This window comes from Bradyrhizobium sp. ERR14 (assembly GCF_014198235.1).
Lineage (GTDB): Bacteria > Pseudomonadota > Alphaproteobacteria > Rhizobiales > Xanthobacteraceae > Bradyrhizobium.
Map to the genome: position 1 here is coordinate 96,457 of NZ_JACIHD010000008.1, position 21,038 is coordinate 117,494.

At 64.0% G+C, this 21,038-nt stretch carries 19 protein-coding genes and 1 pseudogene; 10 read left to right on the forward strand and 10 right to left on the reverse strand.

The features are described 5' to 3' along the window. Nucleotides 1–41: 41 nt before the first annotated feature. Nucleotides 42–584 (reverse strand): DUF2059 domain-containing protein, encoded by a 543-nt coding sequence (locus GGD62_RS22830; RefSeq protein ID WP_018319988.1) that lies wholly within the window; start codon nucleotides 582–584, stop codon nucleotides 42–44. 2 nt (nucleotides 585–586) lie between these two features. Then, a complete protein-coding gene (gene rpiA / locus GGD62_RS22835) occupies nucleotides 587–1,300 on the reverse strand; it encodes a ribose-5-phosphate isomerase RpiA (RefSeq protein WP_092253038.1) in 714 nt (237 codons plus the stop codon). 169 nt (nucleotides 1,301–1,469) lie between these two features. On the opposite strand from rpiA, the gene GGD62_RS22840 reads away from it, so the two are divergent. From GGD62_RS22840 to GGD62_RS41685, 5 genes and pseudogenes are all read left to right on the forward strand, one after another. Beyond that, the gene (locus GGD62_RS22840) at nucleotides 1,470–2,144 is read left to right on the forward strand and encodes an HAD family hydrolase (RefSeq protein ID WP_091953975.1); all 675 of its coding nucleotides are present in this window, start codon (nucleotides 1,470–1,472) and stop codon (nucleotides 2,142–2,144) included. 350 nt (nucleotides 2,145–2,494) lie between these two features. Then, nucleotides 2,495–3,514, forward strand: a complete 1,020-nt coding sequence (gene moaA / locus GGD62_RS22845; RefSeq protein WP_018319985.1) for a GTP 3',8-cyclase MoaA — start codon at nucleotides 2,495–2,497, stop codon at nucleotides 3,512–3,514. 171 nt (nucleotides 3,515–3,685) lie between these two features. Further along, nucleotides 3,686–4,267 carry a TRAP transporter small permease subunit gene (locus tag GGD62_RS22850; protein WP_092252375.1) on the forward strand — a complete coding sequence of 194 codons (582 nt, stop codon included), beginning with the start codon at nucleotides 3,686–3,688 and terminating at the stop codon, nucleotides 4,265–4,267. 26 nt (nucleotides 4,268–4,293) lie between these two features. Next, a complete protein-coding gene (locus tag GGD62_RS22855) occupies nucleotides 4,294–5,949 on the forward strand; it encodes a TRAP transporter large permease subunit (protein WP_183256560.1) in 1,656 nt (551 codons plus the stop codon). A gap of 123 nt (nucleotides 5,950–6,072) precedes the next feature. Next, nucleotides 6,073–7,357, forward strand: a pseudogene (locus tag GGD62_RS41685) (M20/M25/M40 family metallo-hydrolase). A gap of 205 nt (nucleotides 7,358–7,562) precedes the next feature. Here the strand turns inward: GGD62_RS41685 and GGD62_RS22865 are convergent. The 8 genes from GGD62_RS22865 to GGD62_RS22900 form a co-directional block, all read right to left on the reverse strand. After that, entirely contained in the window at nucleotides 7,563–8,981 is a 1,419-nt protein-coding gene (locus tag GGD62_RS22865; protein WP_183710327.1) for an ATP-binding protein, read from the reverse strand. Nucleotide 8,982: 1 nt separating this feature from the next. After that, nucleotides 8,983–9,657, reverse strand: a complete 675-nt coding sequence (locus tag GGD62_RS22870) for a response regulator transcription factor (protein WP_018319980.1) — start codon at nucleotides 9,655–9,657, stop codon at nucleotides 8,983–8,985. A 194-nt stretch (nucleotides 9,658–9,851) separates the two neighbouring features. Next, nucleotides 9,852–10,415: a MarR family winged helix-turn-helix transcriptional regulator gene (locus GGD62_RS22875; RefSeq protein WP_183710329.1), complete on the reverse strand. Its 564-nt coding sequence runs from the start codon at nucleotides 10,413–10,415 to the stop codon at nucleotides 9,852–9,854. Between the two features lie 477 nt (nucleotides 10,416–10,892). Further along, nucleotides 10,893–11,243, reverse strand: a complete 351-nt coding sequence (locus GGD62_RS22880; RefSeq protein WP_183710331.1) for a hypothetical protein — start codon at nucleotides 11,241–11,243, stop codon at nucleotides 10,893–10,895. Nucleotides 11,244–11,428: 185 nt separating this feature from the next. Then, nucleotides 11,429–12,517: a TRAP transporter substrate-binding protein gene (locus GGD62_RS22885; protein WP_183710332.1), complete on the reverse strand. Its 1,089-nt coding sequence runs from the start codon at nucleotides 12,515–12,517 to the stop codon at nucleotides 11,429–11,431. Between the two features lie 168 nt (nucleotides 12,518–12,685). Then, nucleotides 12,686–13,774: a TRAP transporter substrate-binding protein gene (locus tag GGD62_RS22890; RefSeq protein ID WP_018319976.1), complete on the reverse strand. Its 1,089-nt coding sequence runs from the start codon at nucleotides 13,772–13,774 to the stop codon at nucleotides 12,686–12,688. Nucleotides 13,775–13,994: 220 nt separating this feature from the next. After that, the gene (locus GGD62_RS22895; protein WP_183710333.1) at nucleotides 13,995–15,137 is read right to left on the reverse strand and encodes an Mrp/NBP35 family ATP-binding protein; all 1,143 of its coding nucleotides are present in this window, start codon (nucleotides 15,135–15,137) and stop codon (nucleotides 13,995–13,997) included. A gap of 129 nt (nucleotides 15,138–15,266) precedes the next feature. Beyond that, nucleotides 15,267–15,704 (reverse strand): VOC family protein, encoded by a 438-nt coding sequence (locus GGD62_RS22900; protein ID WP_179731002.1) that lies wholly within the window; start codon nucleotides 15,702–15,704, stop codon nucleotides 15,267–15,269. Nucleotides 15,705–15,901: 197 nt separating this feature from the next. Between GGD62_RS22900 and GGD62_RS22905 the strand changes: the two genes are divergently transcribed. The 5 genes from GGD62_RS22905 (at nucleotide 15,902) to GGD62_RS22925 (ending at nucleotide 20,735) form a co-directional block, all read left to right on the forward strand. Further along, complete coding sequence (locus tag GGD62_RS22905; protein ID WP_183710334.1) at nucleotides 15,902–16,774, forward strand: NAD(P)-dependent oxidoreductase; 873 nt, start codon at nucleotides 15,902–15,904, stop codon at nucleotides 16,772–16,774. Between the two features lie 114 nt (nucleotides 16,775–16,888). Further along, nucleotides 16,889–18,169: a sodium:proton antiporter NhaD gene (nhaD, locus tag GGD62_RS22910; RefSeq protein WP_183710335.1), complete on the forward strand. Its 1,281-nt coding sequence runs from the start codon at nucleotides 16,889–16,891 to the stop codon at nucleotides 18,167–18,169. Between the two features lie 138 nt (nucleotides 18,170–18,307). Then, entirely contained in the window at nucleotides 18,308–19,903 is a 1,596-nt protein-coding gene (locus GGD62_RS22915) for a HAMP domain-containing sensor histidine kinase (RefSeq protein WP_026202287.1), read from the forward strand. A 45-nt stretch (nucleotides 19,904–19,948) separates the two neighbouring features. Continuing rightward, a complete protein-coding gene (locus tag GGD62_RS22920; RefSeq protein WP_026202286.1) occupies nucleotides 19,949–20,152 on the forward strand; it encodes a DUF1289 domain-containing protein in 204 nt (67 codons plus the stop codon). Nucleotides 20,153–20,180: 28 nt separating this feature from the next. Next, entirely contained in the window at nucleotides 20,181–20,735 is a 555-nt protein-coding gene (locus GGD62_RS22925; RefSeq protein ID WP_091952184.1) for a TIGR02281 family clan AA aspartic protease, read from the forward strand. Nucleotides 20,736–21,038 lie beyond the last annotated feature (303 nt).

Below are 21,038 nucleotides of genomic sequence, written 5' to 3' on the forward strand. Positions count from 1 at the left end.
ACTCCGACCCCTGTCAGGAAGTCCTGATCAGATAGTGTCTGTCAGATCTCCTTGCCACGCTTGCGCATCTCGGCGCGGAAGGCTCCCATCACGGTCTCGGCGAAGTTCTGGGCCCAGGAATTCATGAAGGCCATGGACAGGCCGATGGCGCGCGGCTCGGCGTCGATCAGCTTCTTGCCCAGCGGCGACTTGTAGAAGGTGACGAGATCCTTCAGCTCCTGCTCGGTGAACTCGCTGGCATAGATCTGCGCCATGCCTTCGCCGATCTCGTTCTGGCGGCCTTGCAGCTGCTGGGCGACGATCGGGGCGACCTCGTTGAGGTCCTTCTGGTAGTTGAGGTTCTGCTGGGTCAGCGCGATCTTGGTCTTCTCGACCAGACCAGGCACGGCGCCCGCGTACATCGCGGTGGCGTTCTTGATCTGCAGGATCTCCCTCGCCGCCGCGATCGCCGCAGGCGAGGCCTTGGGCTGGGCGGGTGCGGCGCCAGCCTTCGGCGCCGGCTGCTGCGCGGCGGCCGGGACGACCGCGAGGGCCAGTCCCACAGCGAGGGTCGCAGCCGGCAAAAATCTCAAAACGCTCTTCATTCCTAGTCTCCTTTCGGCTTACGCCGTTCAATCACGCGAATTCCCTCGCCGCCCGCCAGAACAGCCGAGCTGGCCAAGCCGATGAACAATCCATGCTCGACCACGCCGGGAATCGCGCTCAACGCGCTGGCGAGGCCGGCAGGATCCCCGATCTGTCCGAGCTGGGCATCGACGATCCAGTGGCCGCCGTCGGTGACGAAAACGTGGCCTTCCTTGGCCTTGCGGACCGCCATTTGCCCGGAAACGCCGCATTCGGCAAATGCCTTCTCGATCGCCCGGCGCGTCGCGCCGAGCCCGAACGGGATGACCTCGACGGGCAGCGGAAAGCGGCCGAGCGTCGGCACCCATTTGGTGTCATCTGCAATCACGATCATGCGATCCGAGGCCGCGGCCACGATCTTCTCGCGCAGCAGCGCGCCGCCGCCGCCCTTGATCAGGTTGAGCGCCGGATCGATTTCGTCGGCGCCGTCGATGGTGATGTCGAGATGGTCGATCTCGTCGAGCGTGGTCAGCGGCACGCCGCACCGCACAGCATCGAGGCGAGTCGCCTCCGAGGTCGGCACGCCGATCACCTTGAGCCCGGCGGCGACGCGCTCGCCGAGCAGCTCGACGAAATGCTTGGCGGTCGAGCCGGTGCCGAGCCCGAGCTGCATGCCGTCCCGCACCTCCTCGAGCGCGCGCGCCGCGGCCTGTCGCTTCAACTGGTCCATATTCACGTTTGCGCCCGCCTCTGAAGTCTCGAACATGCCGCCGATCGTGGCCGCTTTCGGCGGCCTATGTAGCCTCGTTTTCCGCCGGAGAATAGGGTCTGGGGAACCAGGCTATAAGCTGAACTTATGGCGCCGCCCCTTGCACTGACCTAACCGGGCCGGTAGCGCTTGGACCATGACCTCCCCTCACACCATCGTCTTCGATCTCGACGGCACGCTTGTGGATACGGCGCCCGACCTGATCACCGCGCTGAATCACGTGCTCGACCGCGAAGGGCTGCCGCCCGTGCCGATGGCCTCGGCCCGCAACATGATCGGCGCCGGCGCCCGCAAGTTGATCGAGCGGGGGCTGGAGGCCGAGGGCCGCACCGTCACCCCCGCCGACATGGACCGGATGACCGCGGATTTCATCGCCTATTACGCCGATCACATCGCCGTCGAATCCCGCCCCTTCGAGGGGCTCGAGGCCGCGCTGGACCATTTTTCCGCGCAAGGCCATCGCCTCGCCGTCTGCACCAACAAGCTGGAATGGCTGTCGAAGCGGCTGCTGGACCAGCTCGACCTCAGCCGCCGCTTCGCGGCGATCTGCGGCGCGGACACCTTTGGCGTCCAGAAGCCCGACCCGACCATCTTTCGTGAAACGGTGGCGCGCGCCGGCGGAGCGGTCAAAGCCAGCATCATGGTCGGCGATGCCGGAACCGATGTCGGGGTGGCCCGCCGGGCCGGGGTGCCGGTGATCGGCGTCAGTTTTGGCTATACCGACGTGCCGATCGCCGAGCTGAAGCCGGACCGGCTGATCCATCACATGCGTGACCTGCCAGCCGCCGCCAGCAGCCTGATGACGGCATGACGAAACCAAGATACTGATATCTCTACGGTATTCCGCGAGACCCCGCACCTAACCATCCATTATCTATGCGCAGCCCGCCGGTTGCCTGCCCCAGACGACGCTCCTAAGGTCCGGCCCGGGGTTATGTGGCGGTTTGTCGCAGACGAAGTGGATGGCTCAAGCGTCGTGTCATCGCGGTTGCGCTAGCCGGAGCCAGCCTATTGCGAGCGGCAAGTCTTGGTGGCTGCTCCGGCAGGCGTTGATCTACGTATACCACCCGATTGTCCTCGTCGCGTCCGATGCTTAGATTGGGTGCCGAGCACCGCTGAAGCCAAGGTGCACCCGTCGCCGTTAGTGACAAGGCCTCTCGCATGAACGGATCCGCCGCGCTGTCCACCCCGATGACCGATCCGTTCGGGCGGACCATCAGCTATTTGCGCGTTTCCGTCACCGATCGCTGCGACCTGCGCTGCTTCTACTGCATGTCGGAAGACATGACGTTCCTGCCCAAAGCGAACCTGTTGACGCTGGAGGAACTCGACCGGCTCTGCTCGGCCTTCATCGCCAAGGGCGTCAAGAAGCTGCGGCTCACCGGTGGCGAGCCGCTGGTCCGGCGCAACGTGATGACGCTGGTCCGCTCGCTGTCGCGGCATCTGTCGAGCGGCGCCCTGAACGAGCTGACGCTGACCACCAACGGCACCCAGCTGGCGAAACACGCAAGCGAGCTCGCCGATTGTGGCGTGCGCCGCATCAACGTCTCCCTCGATACGCTCGATCCCAAGAAGTTTCGCGAGATCACCCGCTGGGGCGAGATCGACAAGGTGCTGGAAGGCATCGAGGCCGCGCGCGCCGCAGGACTTGCCGTGAAGATCAACGCGGTGGCGCTGAAGAACCTCAACGAGGACGAGCTTCCCGACCTGATGCGCTGGGCCCACGGCAAGGGCATGGGCCTGACGCTGATCGAGGTCATGCCGATGGGCGAGATCGGCTCGGGCCGCATCGACCAGTATCTGCCGCTCTCGCTGGTGCGCGCGCGCCTCGCCCAGCAATTCACGCTGACGGATTTAGCGGAGAGCACCGGAGGTCCGGCCCGCTATGTCAGCGTCACCGAGACCGGCGGCAAGCTCGGCTTCATCACGCCGATGACGCATAATTTCTGCGAATCCTGCAACCGGGTTCGTATTACCTGCACGGGAACGCTGCACACCTGTCTCGGCCACGAGGATGCCTCCGATCTGCGGAAACCTCTGCGTGCATCCGATGACGACATGCTGCTTGCGGATGCGATCGACCGCGCCATCGGACTGAAGCCCAAGGGCCACGATTTCATCATCGACCGCCGCCACGATCGCCCCAGCGTCTCCAGGCACATGAGCGTCACCGGCGGCTAACTCCGTACAACTCCGGCCTTATTCCCCTTAACTATCAACAAACTTCCGATTGACTGGCGGCACGGCCGCTGGTTTGGTGCGGCAGCCTCATGCCTGCGCGGCGAGACAAGCCACGCGCCCGCTTCGGCGCAGTCAAGACGGCCGGGGCACACCATCGGGGAGGACCTATCGTTGCAAGCGCTCCTGAAGCTGAGCCAAAGGATTGACGCGTTCACACGCTGGACGGGCAAACGCCTGGCGTGGCTGATCGTGGCCGCCGTCATCATCTCGGCGGTCAATGCGATCGTCCGCAAGACGTTCGACACGTCCTCCAATTCGTGGCTGGAGCTGCAATGGGTGCTGTTCAGTATCGTGTTCCTGCTGTGCTCGCCCTGGACGCTGCTCGACAACGAGCATATCCGCATCGACATCGTGAACAACACACTGCCGAAGACAGTCCGCAACCTCATCGACGTGGTCGGTCACCTGTTCTTCCTCATCCCGCTGTGCATCGTCATGATCATCACCGGCGTGCCGTTCTTCCAGCGCTCATTCCATATCAACGAGCAATCCGGCAACGCCGGCGGTCTGCCGCAATGGCCCGCCAAATCCCTGATCATGATCGGGTTCGCATTCCTGCTCGTTCAAGCCATCTCCGAGCTGATCAAGCGAATTGCCGTCATGCGCGGAATGATTCCGGACCCGCATGAATCCCAGGTGTCGGCGCTGGAGGCGGAAGTCGAGCATCTCGTCGAAGCGATCGAGAAGAAGTAGCCGTTGGCGACGGTTTAGGGGAAATCATGACCGCGTTTATCATCGCCAATATGGCGCCCATCATGTTCGCGTCGCTGGTCGTCATGCTCTTGCTTGGCTACCCCGCGGCCTTCTCGCTCGGTGCCGTCGGCCTGTTCTACGCCATCGTCGGCATCGAGCTCGGCGAGTTCCGCCCGGACTTCCTGCAGGCTCTTCCGGAGCGCGTCTACGGCGTGATGAACAACGACACGCTGCTCGCCATTCCCTTCTTCACCTTCATGGGGCTTGTGCTGGAACGTTCTGGCATGGCCGAGGACCTGCTCGATACCATCGGCCAATTGTTCGGGACCATCCGCGGCGGCCTTGCCTATGCAGTGATCTTCGTCGGCGCGCTGCTCGCCGCAACGACGGGCGTGGTCGCCGCCTCCGTGATCTCGATGGGTCTGATCTCGCTGCCGATCATGCTGCGCTATGGCTATGACCGCCGCGTGGCCGCCGGCGTCATCGCCGCGTCCGGCACGCTCGCGCAGATCATTCCGCCCTCGCTCGTTCTGATCGTGATGGCCGACCAGCTCGGCAAGTCCGTCGGCGACATGTACGAAGGTGCCTTCATCCCCGGTCTCGTGCTCGCCGGCCTCTACGCCGGTTACGCCTTCCTCGTCAGCATGTTCTTCCCGAAGGCCACCCCGGGCCTGCCGAAGGAAGCCATCGGCTTCCGCGAGGAGAGTGGCAGCCGCGGCCTGGTCTCGCTCGGTATGCTGTTCCTCGCGAGCTGCGTGTTCGGCTGGTTCATGATGCGCAATTCGACCGTGCATGGCGCCGATTACGTCGTGCTCAGCATGTTCTGCGGCATCATCTTCGCCTTCGTCGTGGCCGTGGTGAACTGGGTCATCGACAAGCTCACCGGCTTCCGTTTCCTCTCGAAGATGGCGCAGCAGACCACCTTCGTCATGGTGCCGCCGTTGTTCCTGATCTTCCTGGTGCTCGGCACGATCTTCATCGGCATCGCGACGCCGACCGAAGGCGGCGCGATGGGTGCCGCCGGCGCCCTCATCCTCGGTGCCGCGAAGCGGCGGCTGAGCTGGGACCTGATCCGGCAGGCCACGGAATCGACCGCCAAGCTGTCGGCCTTCGTCGTGTTCATCCTGGTCGGCGCCCGCGTGTTCTCGCTGACCTTTTACGGCGTCAACGGCCACGTCTGGGTCGAGCATCTGCTCACGTCGCTGCCCGGCGGCCAGGTCGGCTTCCTGATCTTCGTCAACGTCTTCGTGTTCGTGCTGGCCTTCTTCCTCGACTTCTTCGAGCTGGCCTTCATCGTGATTCCGCTGCTCGGACCTGCGGCCGAGCATCTCGGCATCGACCTGATCTGGTTCGGCGTCATTCTCGGCGTCAACATGCAGACCTCGTTCATGCATCCGCCGTTCGGCTTTGCGCTGTTCTATCTCCGCTCGGTCGCGCCGAAGGAGCGATACACCGATCGCGTCACCGGCAAGCGGATGGAACCGGTCACCACGGGCCAGATCTATTGGGGCGCGGTGCCATTCGTCGTCATCCAGATGATCATGGTCGGCCTGGTGATCGCGTTCCCGTCGATGGTCATGCATTACAAGGGCGTGCAGACCAACATCGATCCCAGCACCATCAAGATCGAGGTGCCGCAGATCGAGCTGCCGCCGCTGGATCTCGGACCGCCGTCGAAGTAGCGGCGGACGCCCCTCGCCGTCGTGCTCCGCTCAAGCGGCGCATGACGCGCGACGGCGCGCGTGACAAGCACCGGAAACGGAGGCATACCGGGCCATCCTCAGCCTATGGATGGATGGCCGCTCATGCCCCGATTGCACCCTGCTCCCTCTGTCGTTGGCCCGTTGATCGCCTCACTCTGGCTGACCTGTGCCGCAACGATGGTGCGGGCCGAGCCGGTCACCGATGTTCACGCGCTGGCGCAGAAAGAGCAGCAGCCGCTGCTCGATACGCTGCGTGATCTCGTCGCCATCGAATCCGGCAGCAAGGACATCGAAGGCCTGAACCAGATCGCCGAGCAAGTTGCCGGTCAGCTCAAGCAGCTCGGCGGCACGGTGGAGATCCTGCAACCCACTGACATCTATAGGCTCGACGACACGCCCGAGAAGATCGGACCAGCCGTGCACGCCACATTCAAGGGTACGGGAACTAAAAAGATCATGCTGATCGCCCATATGGACACGGTGTACCTGAAGGGCATGCTGAAGGATCAGCCGTTCCGCATCGACGGCGACAAGGCCTACGGCCTCGGCATCGCCGACGACAAGCAGGGCGTCGCGCTCATTCTCCATACCGTGGCGCTACTGCAAAAGCTGAGCTTCCGTGATTACTGCACGCTCACGGTGCTCACGAACGGCGACGAGGAGATCTCTTCGCCCGGCTGGCGCAGCACCATCACCAAATTCGCCTCGGATCAGGACGCGGTATTCTCGTTCGAAGGCGGCGGAATGGATGGCACGCTGCGCCTCGCCACCAGCGGCATCGGCTCGGCCTATCTCAGCGTGCAAGGCGTCACATGCCGGCGCAAGGCCCGAGGGCGGCGTGAATGCGCTGTACGAGCTCTCGCACCAGGTTCTGCAGATGAAGGACCTTTCCAAGCCGGAGCAGGGCCTGAAGCTGAACTGGACGGTCTCCAAATCAGGCACCAACCGCAACGTGATCCCTGCCGACGCCACCGCCCAGGCCGATGCGCGTGCGCTCAAGGTGTCCGACTTCGACGAGTTGGAGAAGGCGCTGCAGGACAAGATCAAGAATCGCCTGCTGCCGGACTCCAAGGTCGCCCTCAAGTTCGAGGTGCGTCGCCCGCCGTTAGAGGCGAATGAGGCCTCGCGCCGCGTGGCGGCCTACGGCAAGACGATCTATGGGGAGATCGGCATGTCCCTCAAGGTCGACGAGAAGGCGACCGGCGGCGGCACCGACGCGGCATTTGCCGCGCTGAAGACCAGCGGAGCCGTAGTGGAGGGCATGGGCCTGTCGGGCTTCGGTGCGCACTCCAACGACGCCGAATATGTGCAGGTGGGCAGCATCGTGCCGCGGTTGTATCTGGCCACACGCATGATCATGGATCTGTCCACCGGCAAGCTGAAATAGGGGCGGCCTTTCTTCCTTCTCCCCTCATGTCCGCCGAAGCCTTGGCGAAGGCGGATGTGGGATAAGGTGGCATAGGCGGCCTACGGCCGCCGTCTTAAGCATACGCCGACGCGCAGCGTCGGCTACGGTGCCGGATGAGAGGTTCTCTCCATGCGCTCGATTGAGAGTGGGATTCGTGGAGAGAACCCCTCACCCGTCTCGCCGCTTATCGCGGCGAGCCACCCTCTCCCACAACGGGAGAGGGGAAAGAAGCAGCCTCCTGCGCCAGCCGAAACCGCAGCGTGAACTCGGCCCCACCTCGCGGAAGATTCTCCACCGCGACCGTGGCCGCGTGGTCGTCCGCCACCGCGCGCACGATGGAAAGCCCCAGTCCCGCGCCGTCGCTGCGCCGGCGGTCGGCGCGCCAGAAGCGCTGGAAGATCAGCTCGCGCTCGGCCTCTGCGATCCCCGGGCCGCTATCGCGCACGCGCACCGAACCGTCCTCGCGCACCTCGACGTCGACGGTGGTGTCCTTGGCCGTGAACTTGATGGCGTTTTCCGCGAGGTTGAAGACAGCGCGCTGCAGCATCTCCGAATTGCCGTGGATCCTGACAGGCGCGTCGGTACCCCGGAGCGCGATGTCCTTGTGCTGCGCGATCGCGAACGGGGCAATCGAGGCGACCATTTCGGCGCAGACGGCGCGCAAATCCGCAGTCTCGCCGGGATCGAGCACCAAGGTGTCGAGCTCGGCGATCTCCAGCAATTGCGCGACGAGGCGGCTCATGGTTTCGATATCGGCATGCAGCGCCTGCCGTGCCGCGCGATCGTCGAGCGTCTCGATCCGCGTGCGCAGGATCGCGAGCGGCGTGCGCAATTGATGCGCGGCATCCGCCGTGAACTGCCGCTGCACCCGAAAGCCGCCTTCGAGGCGGTCGAGCGCCTGGTTGACGGCGGTGACGAGCGGCAAGATCTCGCGCGGGATCTGCTCCGTCGGCAGGCGGATGTCGGTGCGCGCCGGCCCGATATTGCTGGCCTCCTCGGAGGCCTTCCACAGCGGCGCGATCGCGCGGCGGAAGATGATGATGTCGGTGGCGAGCAGGACCAGCAGAATCGGGATGGTGATCCATCCCACGCGCCGGAAGAAATTCGACACGATGTCGTCGATGATGACGTCTCGGTGTGCGAGGTCCTCGGCGACCTGGATGCGCACCGTCTTGCCGTCGAGGTCGCGGGTGACGGCGGCGCCGGAAATGCTCTCCGACGAGCGCGGTGCCGCGGTGGCGGCAGAGCGCCGATGCGAGGAGAACAGCAGCCGGCCCTCGGCATCGCGAATGTCGTACTGATAGCGGCCATACGCTTCAGAATAGAGGCCCTTGAGACTGTCCGGCAGATTGAACGTCAGCAGGCCGCCCGGCTGAACAACGATGCGCTCCGCCAGCACCTCGGCCTGGGCGCGCATGGCATCGCGATGCAGCTGGTCGATCTCGGAATTGAGCAGCCAGAACAGCACCAGCGGCAGGAAGATCGCGACCACCGCGACCGCCAGGATGTGCAGGAACACGATGCGCCAGATCAGCGATTTGAACGTCGGAGACCTGCCATAGGACCCGGCATAGGATCCGACGTTGGATCCGGGCTGGGCCACGCTATTTCTCCACATCCATGAGATAGCCGACGCCGCGGATGGTATGGATCACGACCTTGGCGCCGTGTTCGGCGAGCTGCTTGCGCAGCCGCGAGACATAGACCTCGACCGCGTTGGAGGCGACCTCGCCGTCCAGCCCGAAGATGTGGTCCTCGACGTTCTTCTTCGGCACCACCCGCCCCTGCCGGCGCAGCAAAATCTCCAGCACCGAGGTCTCGCGCGCGGAGATGATCCGCGGCTGGTCGTCGACGAAGATCTGGCGGCTCTCGGTGTCGTAGACGAGGTTGGCGAGACTGAGCGAGCGGCCGAGCAGCTGGCCCGGCCGGCGCAGGATCGCCTCCAGCCGTGCCACCAGTTCCTCCATCGCGAACGGCTTGGCGAGATAGTCGTCGGCGCCGCTGCGCAGGCCGCTGACGCGGTCCTGCAGGCCGCCGCGGGCGGTCAGCACCAGCACGGGGAGCGGTTCCATCTTGATGCGCAACTCGCGCAGCACCGACAGGCCGTCGCCGTCGGGCAGCCCGAGATCGAGGATCATCGCGGCATAGCTGACGCTGCTCACCGCCTCGCGCGCCTCGGCCGCGCTGCCCACGATGTCGCTCTGGTAGCCGGCCGCCGCCAGCCCGCCAGCGACGAGGCGCGACAGCTCGGCATTGTCCTCGACGATCAGAAGACGCATCGCATATCCGCCGGATACTCAGGTCACCGCACGCCTCGCGCGGCATCTTCGCTGTCTTCCATCATTCCGGACGCCTCGGCCAGCGAAAAAGCGTCCGGCCGAACCAGTCGTTTGTCAGGTTTGTGTAAGCCGACCAGGTGTGCCCCCAAAGGTGACCCAAAGGCAGGGGCCTGCGGACGTTCGTAGCAGCTATCCTAGCCTCGTCCCTCGAAATAGGCGCAAAGCAGGGTCGTATCCTTTGGAGCTAAGGATTTCCGGAACAGGCGGCACTTGAAGTGACGATCCTTCCCCTCTCCGCTCTCGATCAGGAACATGCATCTGCCGCAGACGTCGGCGTTGTGACGGCGCTTGGCAACATCGAGCCCATCGAGAACGCGGCGAAGCGTATCGCGCAGCTGAGATCGATCGGGGAGCTCAAGTGTCACGAGCTGATCTCGAAGGACGTTAATTGGATCGCGCTCGAGGAACTTCTCGCCTTCGCCCGTGATGCAGAGTGCAATCGAGCGCTTGTCTTCTGCAGATGGCTTGCGAACCATCAACCCCTTGCTCTCGAGCACGGCGGCGATCTGCGATACGACGCTGCGGGTCGTGCCCAGAAAGCTGGCAAGAGCCGTGGGCGTCCGCGAGAACCTGTTAGCGCGGGCGAGAAAGCGCAAGGCCATCCATTCCCGATCGCTCAGCCCCGCAAGGCTCCCTTCAAAAAGCCAGCTGTCGGCCGACTGGACCAGGAGCTGTAGAATTTCAATTGCCAGTTTCATTTGAGAAGTCCCACGGGAAACGGCCGCCCTTGCATCTCGATCAACGATCGAGAACCGCCGTATTCGGTAAATGCTGCATTCCCGTCGGGACTGGTTGAGTCCGGTATACCGTACCGTGAAGCGCGACCGGCGTGATGACACGCCGCGACTTCAGCCCGATTGCCGGATTCCGATAACTCGACCGTTCCGTAAAAGGAACACCGAAAAACTACGCAGCGCGTGGGCGTTGAATGACACGAAATCTCTCGCGTCCGAACGCGATGGTCGCTCCCGACGCACCGCTGGTGAGCAAGCATCAGAGAAGGGCGCGCTTGTCAGGTTCGTGTAAGCAATCGCGCTTCAGCGTGAAGGATGGAGAGAGCGCAGCGAAGAACCGCCTTATGGATTGAACGCTCCGAACAGTTACCTCCGGCAAATCTCAACGGAAAGCAACGCATGCACGTTGTCAGACTCGCATTCGTCTTCCACCTGGTGGCGCTAGCCTGACTTGGTATGGCTCTGCTGAAATGCTGCCCTGAGTTCGGTTAATTGATCGCTCGTTACTCCCAGCAACGCGTCGGCCCCATCTGCAGGCAAGTCCGCATAAGCGATCGGCTGGTCGAACTGGCTCGCCGTGAAGTCGTACCTCTTGCCTTCGATCCGATTGTAAAAATGGTCGCCGGCCGGCAGTGGCGTCTTCAGCAGGTCGCCGCCGAAGAGTTCATGAACGAGCAGCGACGTGACGTTGCATTGTCCTGCGGCCGGATTGTCAGCCGTCCATTGGCTCGCGGTCGACCGCGACCACGCCTTGAGCAGCGCGCTTTGAACGGGCTCGGGATCGAAACTCATCGTCACGTCCAATGGCTGCCGACTATATTTCGGTTTATTCGATTTTTACATTTTGCCACTGCTTCAAGCCGCTGGCTACTGTGCATGGGGTTGTTTTTCAAATTTTGCGTCCGGCGCCGGCCAGGACGCACAAGAAAACGCCCCGGAGCTTTCGCTCCGGGGCGCTGCATCCAACGGTGTTGAGCTCAGCTCTGCGAGCGCCGCGCCATGAAGATGTCGTAGCCGACCTCTGCGACCTGGAACCAGGCGTAGCCGTCGCTCGTGAACTTGGCGAGGGAGTCGTGCACCTTCTTGAAATTGGCGTTGGTCGCGCCGACTTCGGCATGCAGCTCCTTGGCGGCCTTGTAGCAGGCATCCATGATCGACGGCGAGAAGGCGTGCAGCTTGGTGCCGCCCGCGAGCAGCTTCTTCAGCGCCAGCGGATTGGCGGTGTCGTAGCGCGTCATCATGTAGTTGTTGGCGTAGTGGCCGGCCTGCTCCAGCACGCTCTGGTAATATTTCGGCAGCGCGTTCCACTTGTCGAGGTTGACGAAGGCCAGCAGCATCGGCCCGCCCTCCCACCAGCCGGGATAGTAGTAGTGCGGCGCGATCTTGTAGAAGCCGAGCTTCTCGTCGTCATAGGGGCCGACCCATTCGGCCGCATCGATGGTGCCTTTCTCCAGCGCGGGATAGATGTCGCCGCCGGCGAGCTGCTGCGGCACCACGCCGAGCTTCTGGAGCACGCGGCCGGTGAAGCCGCCGATGCGGAATTTCATGCCCTTGAGATCGTCGGGCGTGTTGACCTCCTTCCTGAACCAGCCGCCCATCTGGCAGCCGGTGTTGCCCGCGAGCAGCGAGGTGACGTTGTAGCTCTTGTAGAACTCGTTGAGGACATCGCGCCCGCCGCCCTGCATGTACCAGGCCTGGTTGATGCGCATGTTGGGGCCGAACGGCACGGCCGAACCGAAGGTGAAGGTCGGATCCTTGCCGAAATAATAGTAGGACGCGGTATGACCGATTTCGCAGGTGCCGTTCTGGACGGCGTCGAGCACCTGGAGGCCCGGCACGATCTCGCCGGCCGCGAAGATCTGGATCTGGAATTTGTTGTCGGTCGCCTCGGCGACCATCTTGCACATCATCTCGGCGCCGCCAAACAGCGTGTCGAGCGACTTCGGCCAGCTCGTCGGCATGCGCCATTTGATTTCCGGCATCGACTGCGCGATCGCGGGAGCCGCGAGCGTGGCGGCGCCGGCCGCGCCAAGTCCTGTGACCTTGATGAAGTCTCTTCTCTTCATGATTTCCTGCCCTGATGTACCAGTGATTGTGGGCCTTCTTGCCGAGGCTTGGCACCACCATGACGCAAGCCGCCGCCTAATTCCATCCCGATCGCACTGCGGCAAAGAAAAAGCCCGGCCTCCACTGGAGGCCGGGCTTTCCGGTCTTGCGACTTTAGGCCTAGGCGATCAGCCGCGCGTGCGCGAGCGGATCATGAAGCTGTCGTAGGTATATTCGGCAACCTGCCACCACAGATATTCGTCGGAGCGGTAGGCCTGCATGGCGTCGATCGACTTCTTGAAATCGGGGTTCTTGGCCGAGATCTCCGCCCAGAGCTCGTTGGTCGCCTTGAGGCAGGCTTCCAGCACTTCGTTGGTGAAGGGACGAAGCTGGGTGCCGCCGGCAACCAGGCGCTTCAGCGCCGCCGGGTTCTGCATGTCGTAGCGTGCGGCCATCCAGGCGTTGGCGTTGGCCGTCGCGTTGGTGAGGATCGCCTGATAGTTTTTCGGCAGCGAATTCCACTTATCCAGGTTGGTGAAGGCGTGGACGGTCGGACCACCTTCCCAGAAGCCGGGGTAATAATAGTACTTGGCGACCTTGGCGAAGCCGAGCTTCTCGTCATCGTAAGGCCCGACCCACTCGGCGGCGTCGATGGTGCCCTTCTCCAGCGCCGGATAGATGTCGCCGCCGGCGAGCTGCTGCGGCACCACGCCGACTTTCTGGAGCACCTGGCCGGCAATGCCGCCGATGCGCATCTTGAGGCCGGAGAGGTCGGCAACGGTCTTGATCTCCTTGCGGAACCAGCCGCCCATCTGGGTGCCGGTGTTGCCGCACGGGAAGCCGACGACGTTCGACTTCTTGAAGAACTCGTTGGCGAGCTCGTTGCCACCGCCCTGATAGAGCCACGAATTCTGCTGGCGCGCGTTGAGGCCGAACGGCACCGAGGCGAAGATCGCGAAGGTCGGATCCTTGCCGACGTAGTAATAGGACACCGTGTGGCACATCTCGACGGTGCCGCTGGAGGTCGCATCGAGCGCCTGCAGGCCGGGAACGAGTTCACCGGCGGCGAACACCTGGATCTGGAATTTGTTGTCGGTCATCTCGGCGACGTACTTCGCCAACTGCTCGGCACCGCCATAGATGGTATCGAGCGACTTCGGGAAGCTCGAAGTCAAGCGCCACTTCACCTCGGGCGAGGACTGCGCGATCGCCGGCGAGGCCACCGCGGTTGCCGCCGCGCCTGCTGCCGACACTTTCAGAAAATCACGACGCTTCATCTTCAGGTCTCTCCTTGCTGGGGCGTTTCCCCTTAACTTCTCTTCTTGCCGCCGCTCATTCCGGCGACGCGTTAGGGCCGCGTCGAACCGAAGGGGCTTGACTGCCGTGGGCCTTTACCACGGAAGCCCCGCTTGCGGAACGCGACAATGGCATGACGGGGCTCTACGAAAGTCGCATGTCCCCCAAAAGGACGAGAAGGCTTGCCGCGGGGCGGCCGGCTCAGGCGGCCGCGATGACGCCCTTGAGCTGGTCGCGCACCTGCCCTGCAATGGCGCGGTAGATCGCCGCATGAGGACCGTCCGGCTCGCTGTCGACGACGGGATTGCCGGCATCCGAGCTGGCCCGAATCGCGATGTGCAGCGGGATCTCGCCGAGGAAGGGTACCTTGAGCTTCTCGGCCTCGTGCCGCGCCCCGCCATGGCCGAAAATGTCCGACCGCGTGCCGCAATGCGGGCACTGGAAGTAGCTCATGTTCTCGACGATGCCGAGCACGGGCACGTTGACCTTCTTGAACATGGCAAGCCCCCGCCGCGCGTCGATCAGGGACAGATCCTGCGGGGTCGAGACGATCACGGCGCCCTTCAGCGGCACGTTCTGCGCCAGCGTGAGCTGGGCATCGCCGGTGCCCGGCGGCATGTCGACGACCAGCACGTCGAGCTTGCCCCATTCGACGTCGCGCAGCATCTGCGTCACCGCCGACATCACCATGGGACCGCGCCAGATCATCGCGGTCTCTTCCTCGACCAGGAAGCCGATCGACATGATGGCGAGACCGAAGCGCCGAAGCGGAATCATTTTTCGCTCGTCGTTCAGCTCCGGCTTGTCGTGCAGGCCGGTCAGCCGCGGCACCGAGGGGCCGTAGATGTCGGCATCGAGCAGCCCGACCCTGAGGCCGAGGTCGCGCAGGCCCAGCGCCAAGTTCAGCGCGGTGGTCGACTTGCCGACGCCGCCCTTGCCGGAGGCGACCGCGATCACGGCGGCAACGCCGGGGATTTCCGACTGCCGCGCCATCGGCGATTGGGCGCCACCCTGCGGCGGCGGCTTGTGGGCATGGACGGGCTGCACGCCCGGCGCGCCGCGGCTGGGCTGCGGGGGTGGCGGCGGCGCGGAGCCCGGCTTGCGCTCGGCGGTCAGCGCCACCATGACGGTGGTGACGCCGGGAATGGTGCGCACAGCGGCCTCTGCTTCGGCCCGGATGGACTCCCAGGCCCTCGCCTCGGCGGCATCGACATTGATCGAGAAGAACACCTTGCCGTCGGACGCGCTGATCGCGCTCAGCACATTGGCATTGGTGAGCGCGACCCCGCGGGGGGATTTGATCCGGGCGAGGCTGTCGAGAACCTGTTGCTGCGTCACGCTCAAAGCGCATCTCCTGAACGGAGCATGATCCGGACCTGGAGGACGGCACCAGCGCCAAGCGAGGCGCGGCTTTCCGGCAAGGTCATGCTCGAGACTTTAGGATGCCCCATTAGAGCGGAAACGCCCAAAAGGCTACTGCCTGCCGATATCGTCAGCTTTCTCGGCGGGCGCTGCCCCCTGCTCCCTGGCCGCCTCGTAATTCAGCTCGATCATGACCCCGTTGGGGTCGTTGACGAAGATCTGCCAGAGGTCGCCGCCGGGCACCTGGCGGGACTCGAACTTCATGTCCTTGAATGCCAGCCGCTGCTTCATGCCGGCGAAGCCGCGACTGGCGAAGGCGACATGATGGACAACGCCGGAATCCGGCTTTTGTGGCTCGGCCGTCGCAGAAATATCGACGAGGTGCACCACCGCCTTGCCCTCGCTGTACATCCAGGCGCCAGGGAAGGCGAAATTCGGCCGGGCACCTTTTTCCAGGCCCAGCACATCCTCGTAGAAGCGGACGGTCTCGGCCAGATTCCGGGTCCGGATGTTGAAATGATCGAGGACGCCAACGCTCACGCCGCCCATGCTTTCGCTCCCTTTTTTGAAGTCCTTAGGTCCGCCATCCTAGCACAGGGGACCGCCAAACGAAGCCGTTGCCCTCCGCCCTTAACGGTTTATGGTGCGCCTCCGATCCGCCCTCGCGGCGGAACCTCGAGGACGCCGCCCTGGCGCCCTCGCCCGGCTGCAACCGTAAAACTCAAGCTACGGACAAGGTACCACACATGGCTAAAGTCGCTTTCCTCGGTCTCGGCGTCATGGGCTATCCCATGGCCGGCCACCTCGTGAAAAAAGGGGGCCATGAGGTCACCGTCTACAACCGCACCGCGGCCAAGGCGAAGGAATGGGCGGACAAGTTCGGCGGCAAGACCGCACCGACCCCGAAGGCGGCCGCCGAAGGTCAGGATTTCGTGATGTGCTGCGTCGGCAACGACAATGATCTGCGCGCGGTCACGATCGGCCCCGATGGCGCCTTCGCCGGCATGAAGAAGGGTGCGACCTTCGTCGACCACACCACCGCCTCCGCCGAAGTCGCACGTGAGTTGGATGCGGCCGCGACCAAGGCCGGCTTCAAGTTCGTCGACGCCCCGGTCTCCGGCGGCCAGGCCGGCGCCGAGAACGGCGTTCTGACGGTGATGTGCGGCGGCGCGCAGGACGCCTATTCCGGCGCCGAGCCGATCATCACAGGCGCCTATGCGCGGATGTGCAAACTGCTCGGGCCCGCCGGCAGCGGCCAGCTGACGAAGATGGTCAACCAGATCTGCATCGCAGGTCTGGTGCAGGGTCTCTCCGAGGGGATCCACTTCGCCAAGAAGAGCGGCCTCGACGTCGCCGCAGTGATCGAGACCATCTCCAAGGGCGCGGCGCAGTCCTGGCAGATGGAAAATCGCTACAAGACCATGAACGAGGACAAGTACGATTTCGGCTTCGCGGTCGAATGGATGCGCAAGGACCTCTCGATCTCGCTGGCTGAAGCCCGCCGCAACGGCGCCAACCTGCCTGTCACGGCGCTGGTCGATCAGTTCTATTCCGAGGTCGAGAAGATGGGCGGCAAGCGCTGGGATACGTCGAGCCTGCTCGCGCGCCTGCAACGCTGAGGAACGCATTGACGGCCGCAGCCGGGGCAGCTGCGGCCCTCGCGGGTCTCGACGCGGCGCCCGTCGCGACGAGGCTCGCATTGAGCCGAAGAACGGATTCCGGGGGGAATTGACTTGCTGAGCGTGATAGCCGCCGTTTTCATCGTTGCGTATGCTGCCATCGCGCTCGAACATCCGCTCGGCGTCAACAAAAGCGCTTCGGCTCTCCTGGGAGCCGGCCTGCTCTGGACCATCTACGCGCTGTCCGTCGGCGACCCCTCGCTCGTCAACCACCAGCTCGACGAATCCGTCGCCTCGACCGCGCAGATCGTCTTCTTCCTGATCGGTGCCATGACGATCGTCGAGGTGATCGACGCCCATAACGGCTTCGAAGTCATCACCTCGGTCATCCGCACCACGAAGCAGACCACGCTGATGTGGATCATCGGCTTCGTGACGTTCTTCCTGAGCGCGATCCTCGACAATCTCACCACCACCATCGTGATGATCTCGCTGATCCAGAAGCTGATCGGCAACAAGAGCGATCGCCTGCTGTTCGCCTCCATCATCGTCATCGCGGCCAATGCCGGCGGCGCCTGGACCGTGATCGGCGACGTCACCACGACGATGCTCTGGATCGGAGGGCAGATCTCTCCCGTCAACATCATGAAGTCGGTGTTCCTGCCGTCGCTGCTCAACCTGCTGATACCGCTGCTCATCATCGGCTACTCGCTCAAGGGAAAGGAGATCGTCCCTCCGCTGCAAGGGCGGCAGCAGGCCCTCAGGGTCGAGGTGTTCGAGCGCAACCTGATGTTTTATCTCGGCCTCGGCACCCTGGTTGCCGTTCCGGTTTTCAAGGCCGTGACGCACCTTGCGCCTTTCATGGGTATTCTTTTCGGGCTGGGCATCCTCTGGCTGGTCGGCGAGGTCGTTCACCGCCACAAGGACGAGGATGCGCGCCGTCCCCTCACCCTCGTCCACGCGCTGGCGCGCATCGACATGAGTTCCATTGTGTTCTTCGTCGGTATCCTCATGGCCGTCGCGTGCCTGGAGCACGCCCGCGTCCTCGAGCTGCTCGCCAAATGGCTCGACGCCACGGTCGGTCGTCTCGACATCATCGTCATCCTGCTCGGCCTCTTGAGCGCGATCATCGACAACGTGCCGCTCGTCGCGGCCACGATGGGCATGTACAGTCTGGTGCAACATCCGCCCGACAGCTTCCTCTGGGAGTTCATCGCCTATTGCGCCGGCACCGGCGGCTCGATCCTGATCATCGGTTCGGCCGCGGGCGTTGCCGCCATGGGACTCGAGAAGATCGAATTCTTCTGGTACGCCCGCCGCATCGCAGGGCCCGCGCTGGTGGGTTATCTGGCGGGCGCGATGGTCTACATCGCGCAGTACGCGGCGCTGCATTGACGGCGCAGGCGAGATCCAAAATTAACGCCGGGTTAACGTAATTCTTTAGCTCCTTAAGTCACCTCTTAAGGATTTCTTGCCAGAGATAGACAATGCAGAAGGCCCGCGTCCGGCGTGGGCAGGAATCGTTGTTGCTTGATGAGTAACCCCGCTGAAAAGCCTGAGGTTGTGCAGCTTCCGGCCGAGCCGGTGAGCGCTCCATCGGCGAGCAGCCGAAGGGCTGCGGCGCAGCGGGTGCGCGAGGCGCGGGACAAGTTAACGTCGACCAGCGGAACCCGGCCGGCCTTCGACGCCGAGATGCTGCGTCAATACGCCCAGACGCGGCTGTCGGCGTCCTATGTCGTGATGCTGCTGGTGGTCGCGACCGGCGTGCTGTTCGGCCTGTGGATGCAGCCGATCCCGGCCGCGGCCTGGACCGCCGGCATGCTCTGCATCCACAGCGCCATGACCCGCAGTTGCCGGCGCTTCCTGACCGAGCCCGCCTCGCCCGCGGCGACGCGCGCCTGGCGGACGCGCTTCGTCGTGCTCGACCTGCTCTATGGCCTGTGCTGGATGGCGATCCTGATCCATCCCGTGCTCGACATGGTCACGGAAACGCTGATGATGTTCCTGATGCTGCTGGTGATCGCAGTGTCGAGCATGCTCGCCGCCAATCTGCCGATCGCAGCCCTCGCCGCCACCGCGCCGGTCGCGGTCGCCATGGCGCTGAGCTTCGTGATGACCGGCTCGCTGGACAATTACATTCTGGCCGCGCTCGCGCTCGCCGCCGAAGGCTATTTCGTGCTGCTGGCGCACCGTCTGCACTCCTCTACCTTCGCCACGCTGGAAGCGCGCGCCGAGAAGGACGCGCTGATCGGCGAGCTCGAACAGGCCAAGGCGATCTCGGACGAAGCACGCCACCGCGCCGAATCCGCCAACGTCGCCAAGTCGCGCTTCCTTGCGCAGATGAGCCACGAGCTGCGCACGCCGCTGAACGCCATCCTCGGCTTCTCCGAGGTGATGAAGAGCGAGATTTTTGGCGCCCATGCCGTGCCGGTCTACAAGGAATATTCCGCCGACATCCATAATTCCGGCGTGCACCTGCTCAACCTCATCAACGAGATCCTCGACCTGTCGCGGATCGAGGCCGGCCGCTACGAGCTCAACGAGGAAGCGGTGTCGCTGGTCGGCATCGTCGCCGACTGCCATCACCTGATGAAGCTGCGCGCCTCCAGCCGCGGCATCACCATCCACGAAGTGTTCGAGCAGGCCATGCCGCGGCTGTGGGCCGACGAGCGCGCGATCCGCCAGGTCGTGCTCAACCTACTCTCCAACTCGATCAAGTTCACCCCGCAAGGCGGCGAGATCTGGCTCAAGGCCGGATGGACCGCCTCGGGCGGACAATATCTCTCGGTGCGGGATTCCGGCTCCGGAATCCCTGAGGACGAGATCCCGGTCGTGCTCGCCTCGTTCGGCCAGGGCTCCAACTCGATCAAGTCCGCCGAACAGGGCGCCGGTCTCGGCCTGCCGATCGCCAAGAATCTGATCGACCTCCATGGCGGCACGTTCACGCTGAAATCGAAGTTGCGCATCGGCACCGAGGTGATCGTCACCTTCCCGCCGGAGCGCGTGATGAGCGCGCTGGCGCCGCTGTCGGATGATTCCCCGCCGCTTCAGCCGGAGAGTTCCGTACTGCCCGAGGAGAAGCGCCGGCCGCGCCATAAGCCGATCATGAGCGCAGGCACGGGCTCTTAAACCAGATGCTTGCAGACATGCCCGACAATCCCCCACAATGTCCGAATGAGCAAAGAAACGCCGTGCGTCGCCGTCTGCATGATCGATCCCAGGACCAAGCTGTGCTTCGGCTGCGGCCGGACCTTGCCCGAGATCGCGCGCTGGCACGCCATGGAAAGCGCGGACCGGCTCGCGGTCATGGCGCTGTTGCCCGCACGCATGACGGAAGCCGGACTGGCGCCGATCGCGGCATCGCCGAAACGCACCTGACCGGCCTGCCCGCCTGCGGAGGCGCGCGATGATCCGCTTCCTGCTTGTTCTCGTCATGCTTGCCGGCACGGCGGGCGCGGTCGTCGCCTATGGCGATCCCGATCAGATCGCGCGTGCCAGCCACAAGGTCTCCCACATCTTTCGCGCGCAGACGGCAACGCCCGCGCCTGCCGTGCAGATCCCGCGCGGCCAGGGCGGCGAATTCGCGCTGCGTGCGAAGATCAACGGCATCGCCGCGCCGATGGTGATCGATACCGGCGCAACCTCGGTGGTGCTGACCTGGGAAACCGCGAAAGCCATCGGGCTGCCGCTCGAGATGCTCGAATACGATGTCGACCTCGAAACCGCGGGCGGCCATACCAAGGCAGCCCGCCTCACGCTCGACCGTCTCTCCGTCGGCCATCTCGTCGAAAAATCGGTGCCGGCCCTCGTCGTCCAGCGCGGGCAGATGAAGACCAATCTGCTCGGCATGAGCTTCCTCGACCGCCTGGAGAGCTGGGGGGTTCGCGCCGACAAGCTGATGCTGACCGGCTATCCCGAGCTTCAGAGCAGCCATCGCCGCTCGCGTACGGCGCTCGACTAGACCATCCGCAAGAACCGTCGCAGGCGCCAACGACCTCGCTTCACACGGGCCGCGACTTAATCCCTGCGCGATGCGTGCCTGCCGGTTGGTGCGGCGAACAGAAAACGCGAAAACAACCCCATGCACAGTAGCCGATGCTTGTGCGATCAAGGACTTACGCGGGACAACGATGGGCGCCTCCCCGGAGTTATTGGATGCGTCGGGGCAAGGATATTGGTGACACGTCGGGCAAAACACCGGCAGAAGGGCAACATCGCGCAATCCGCCAGAGTCGGTCCGGCCGTCCGTCGCGTCAACTCATCG

Excerpts from the sequence above, each read along its gene's own strand:
- GGD62_RS22830 (WP_018319988.1), bottom strand. The coding sequence starts at position 584 with ATGAAGAGCGTTTTGAGATTTTTGCCGGCTGCGACCCTCGCTGTGGGA.
- GGD62_RS22840 (WP_091953975.1), top strand. The coding sequence starts at position 1,470 with ATGACCTCCCCTCACACCATCGTCTTCGATCTCGACGGCACGCTTGTG.
- moaA (WP_018319985.1), top strand. The coding sequence starts at position 2,495 with ATGAACGGATCCGCCGCGCTGTCCACCCCGATGACCGATCCGTTCGGG.
- GGD62_RS22855 (WP_183256560.1), top strand. The coding sequence starts at position 4,294 with ATGACCGCGTTTATCATCGCCAATATGGCGCCCATCATGTTCGCGTCG.
- GGD62_RS22870 (WP_018319980.1), bottom strand. The coding sequence starts at position 9,657 with ATGCGTCTTCTGATCGTCGAGGACAATGCCGAGCTGTCGCGCCTCGTC.
- GGD62_RS22875 (WP_183710329.1), bottom strand. The coding sequence starts at position 10,415 with ATGAAACTGGCAATTGAAATTCTACAGCTCCTGGTCCAGTCGGCCGAC.
- GGD62_RS22880 (WP_183710331.1), bottom strand. The coding sequence starts at position 11,243 with ATGAGTTTCGATCCCGAGCCCGTTCAAAGCGCGCTGCTCAAGGCGTGG.
- GGD62_RS22885 (WP_183710332.1), bottom strand. The coding sequence starts at position 12,517 with ATGAAGAGAAGAGACTTCATCAAGGTCACAGGACTTGGCGCGGCCGGC.
- GGD62_RS22890 (WP_018319976.1), bottom strand. The coding sequence starts at position 13,774 with ATGAAGCGTCGTGATTTTCTGAAAGTGTCGGCAGCAGGCGCGGCGGCA.
- GGD62_RS22900 (WP_179731002.1), bottom strand. The coding sequence starts at position 15,704 with ATGGGCGGCGTGAGCGTTGGCGTCCTCGATCATTTCAACATCCGGACC.
- GGD62_RS22905 (WP_183710334.1), top strand. The coding sequence starts at position 15,902 with ATGGCTAAAGTCGCTTTCCTCGGTCTCGGCGTCATGGGCTATCCCATG.
- GGD62_RS22915 (WP_026202287.1), top strand. The coding sequence starts at position 18,308 with ATGAGTAACCCCGCTGAAAAGCCTGAGGTTGTGCAGCTTCCGGCCGAG.
- GGD62_RS22920 (WP_026202286.1), top strand. The coding sequence starts at position 19,949 with ATGAGCAAAGAAACGCCGTGCGTCGCCGTCTGCATGATCGATCCCAGG.
- GGD62_RS22925 (WP_091952184.1), top strand. The coding sequence starts at position 20,181 with ATGATCCGCTTCCTGCTTGTTCTCGTCATGCTTGCCGGCACGGCGGGC.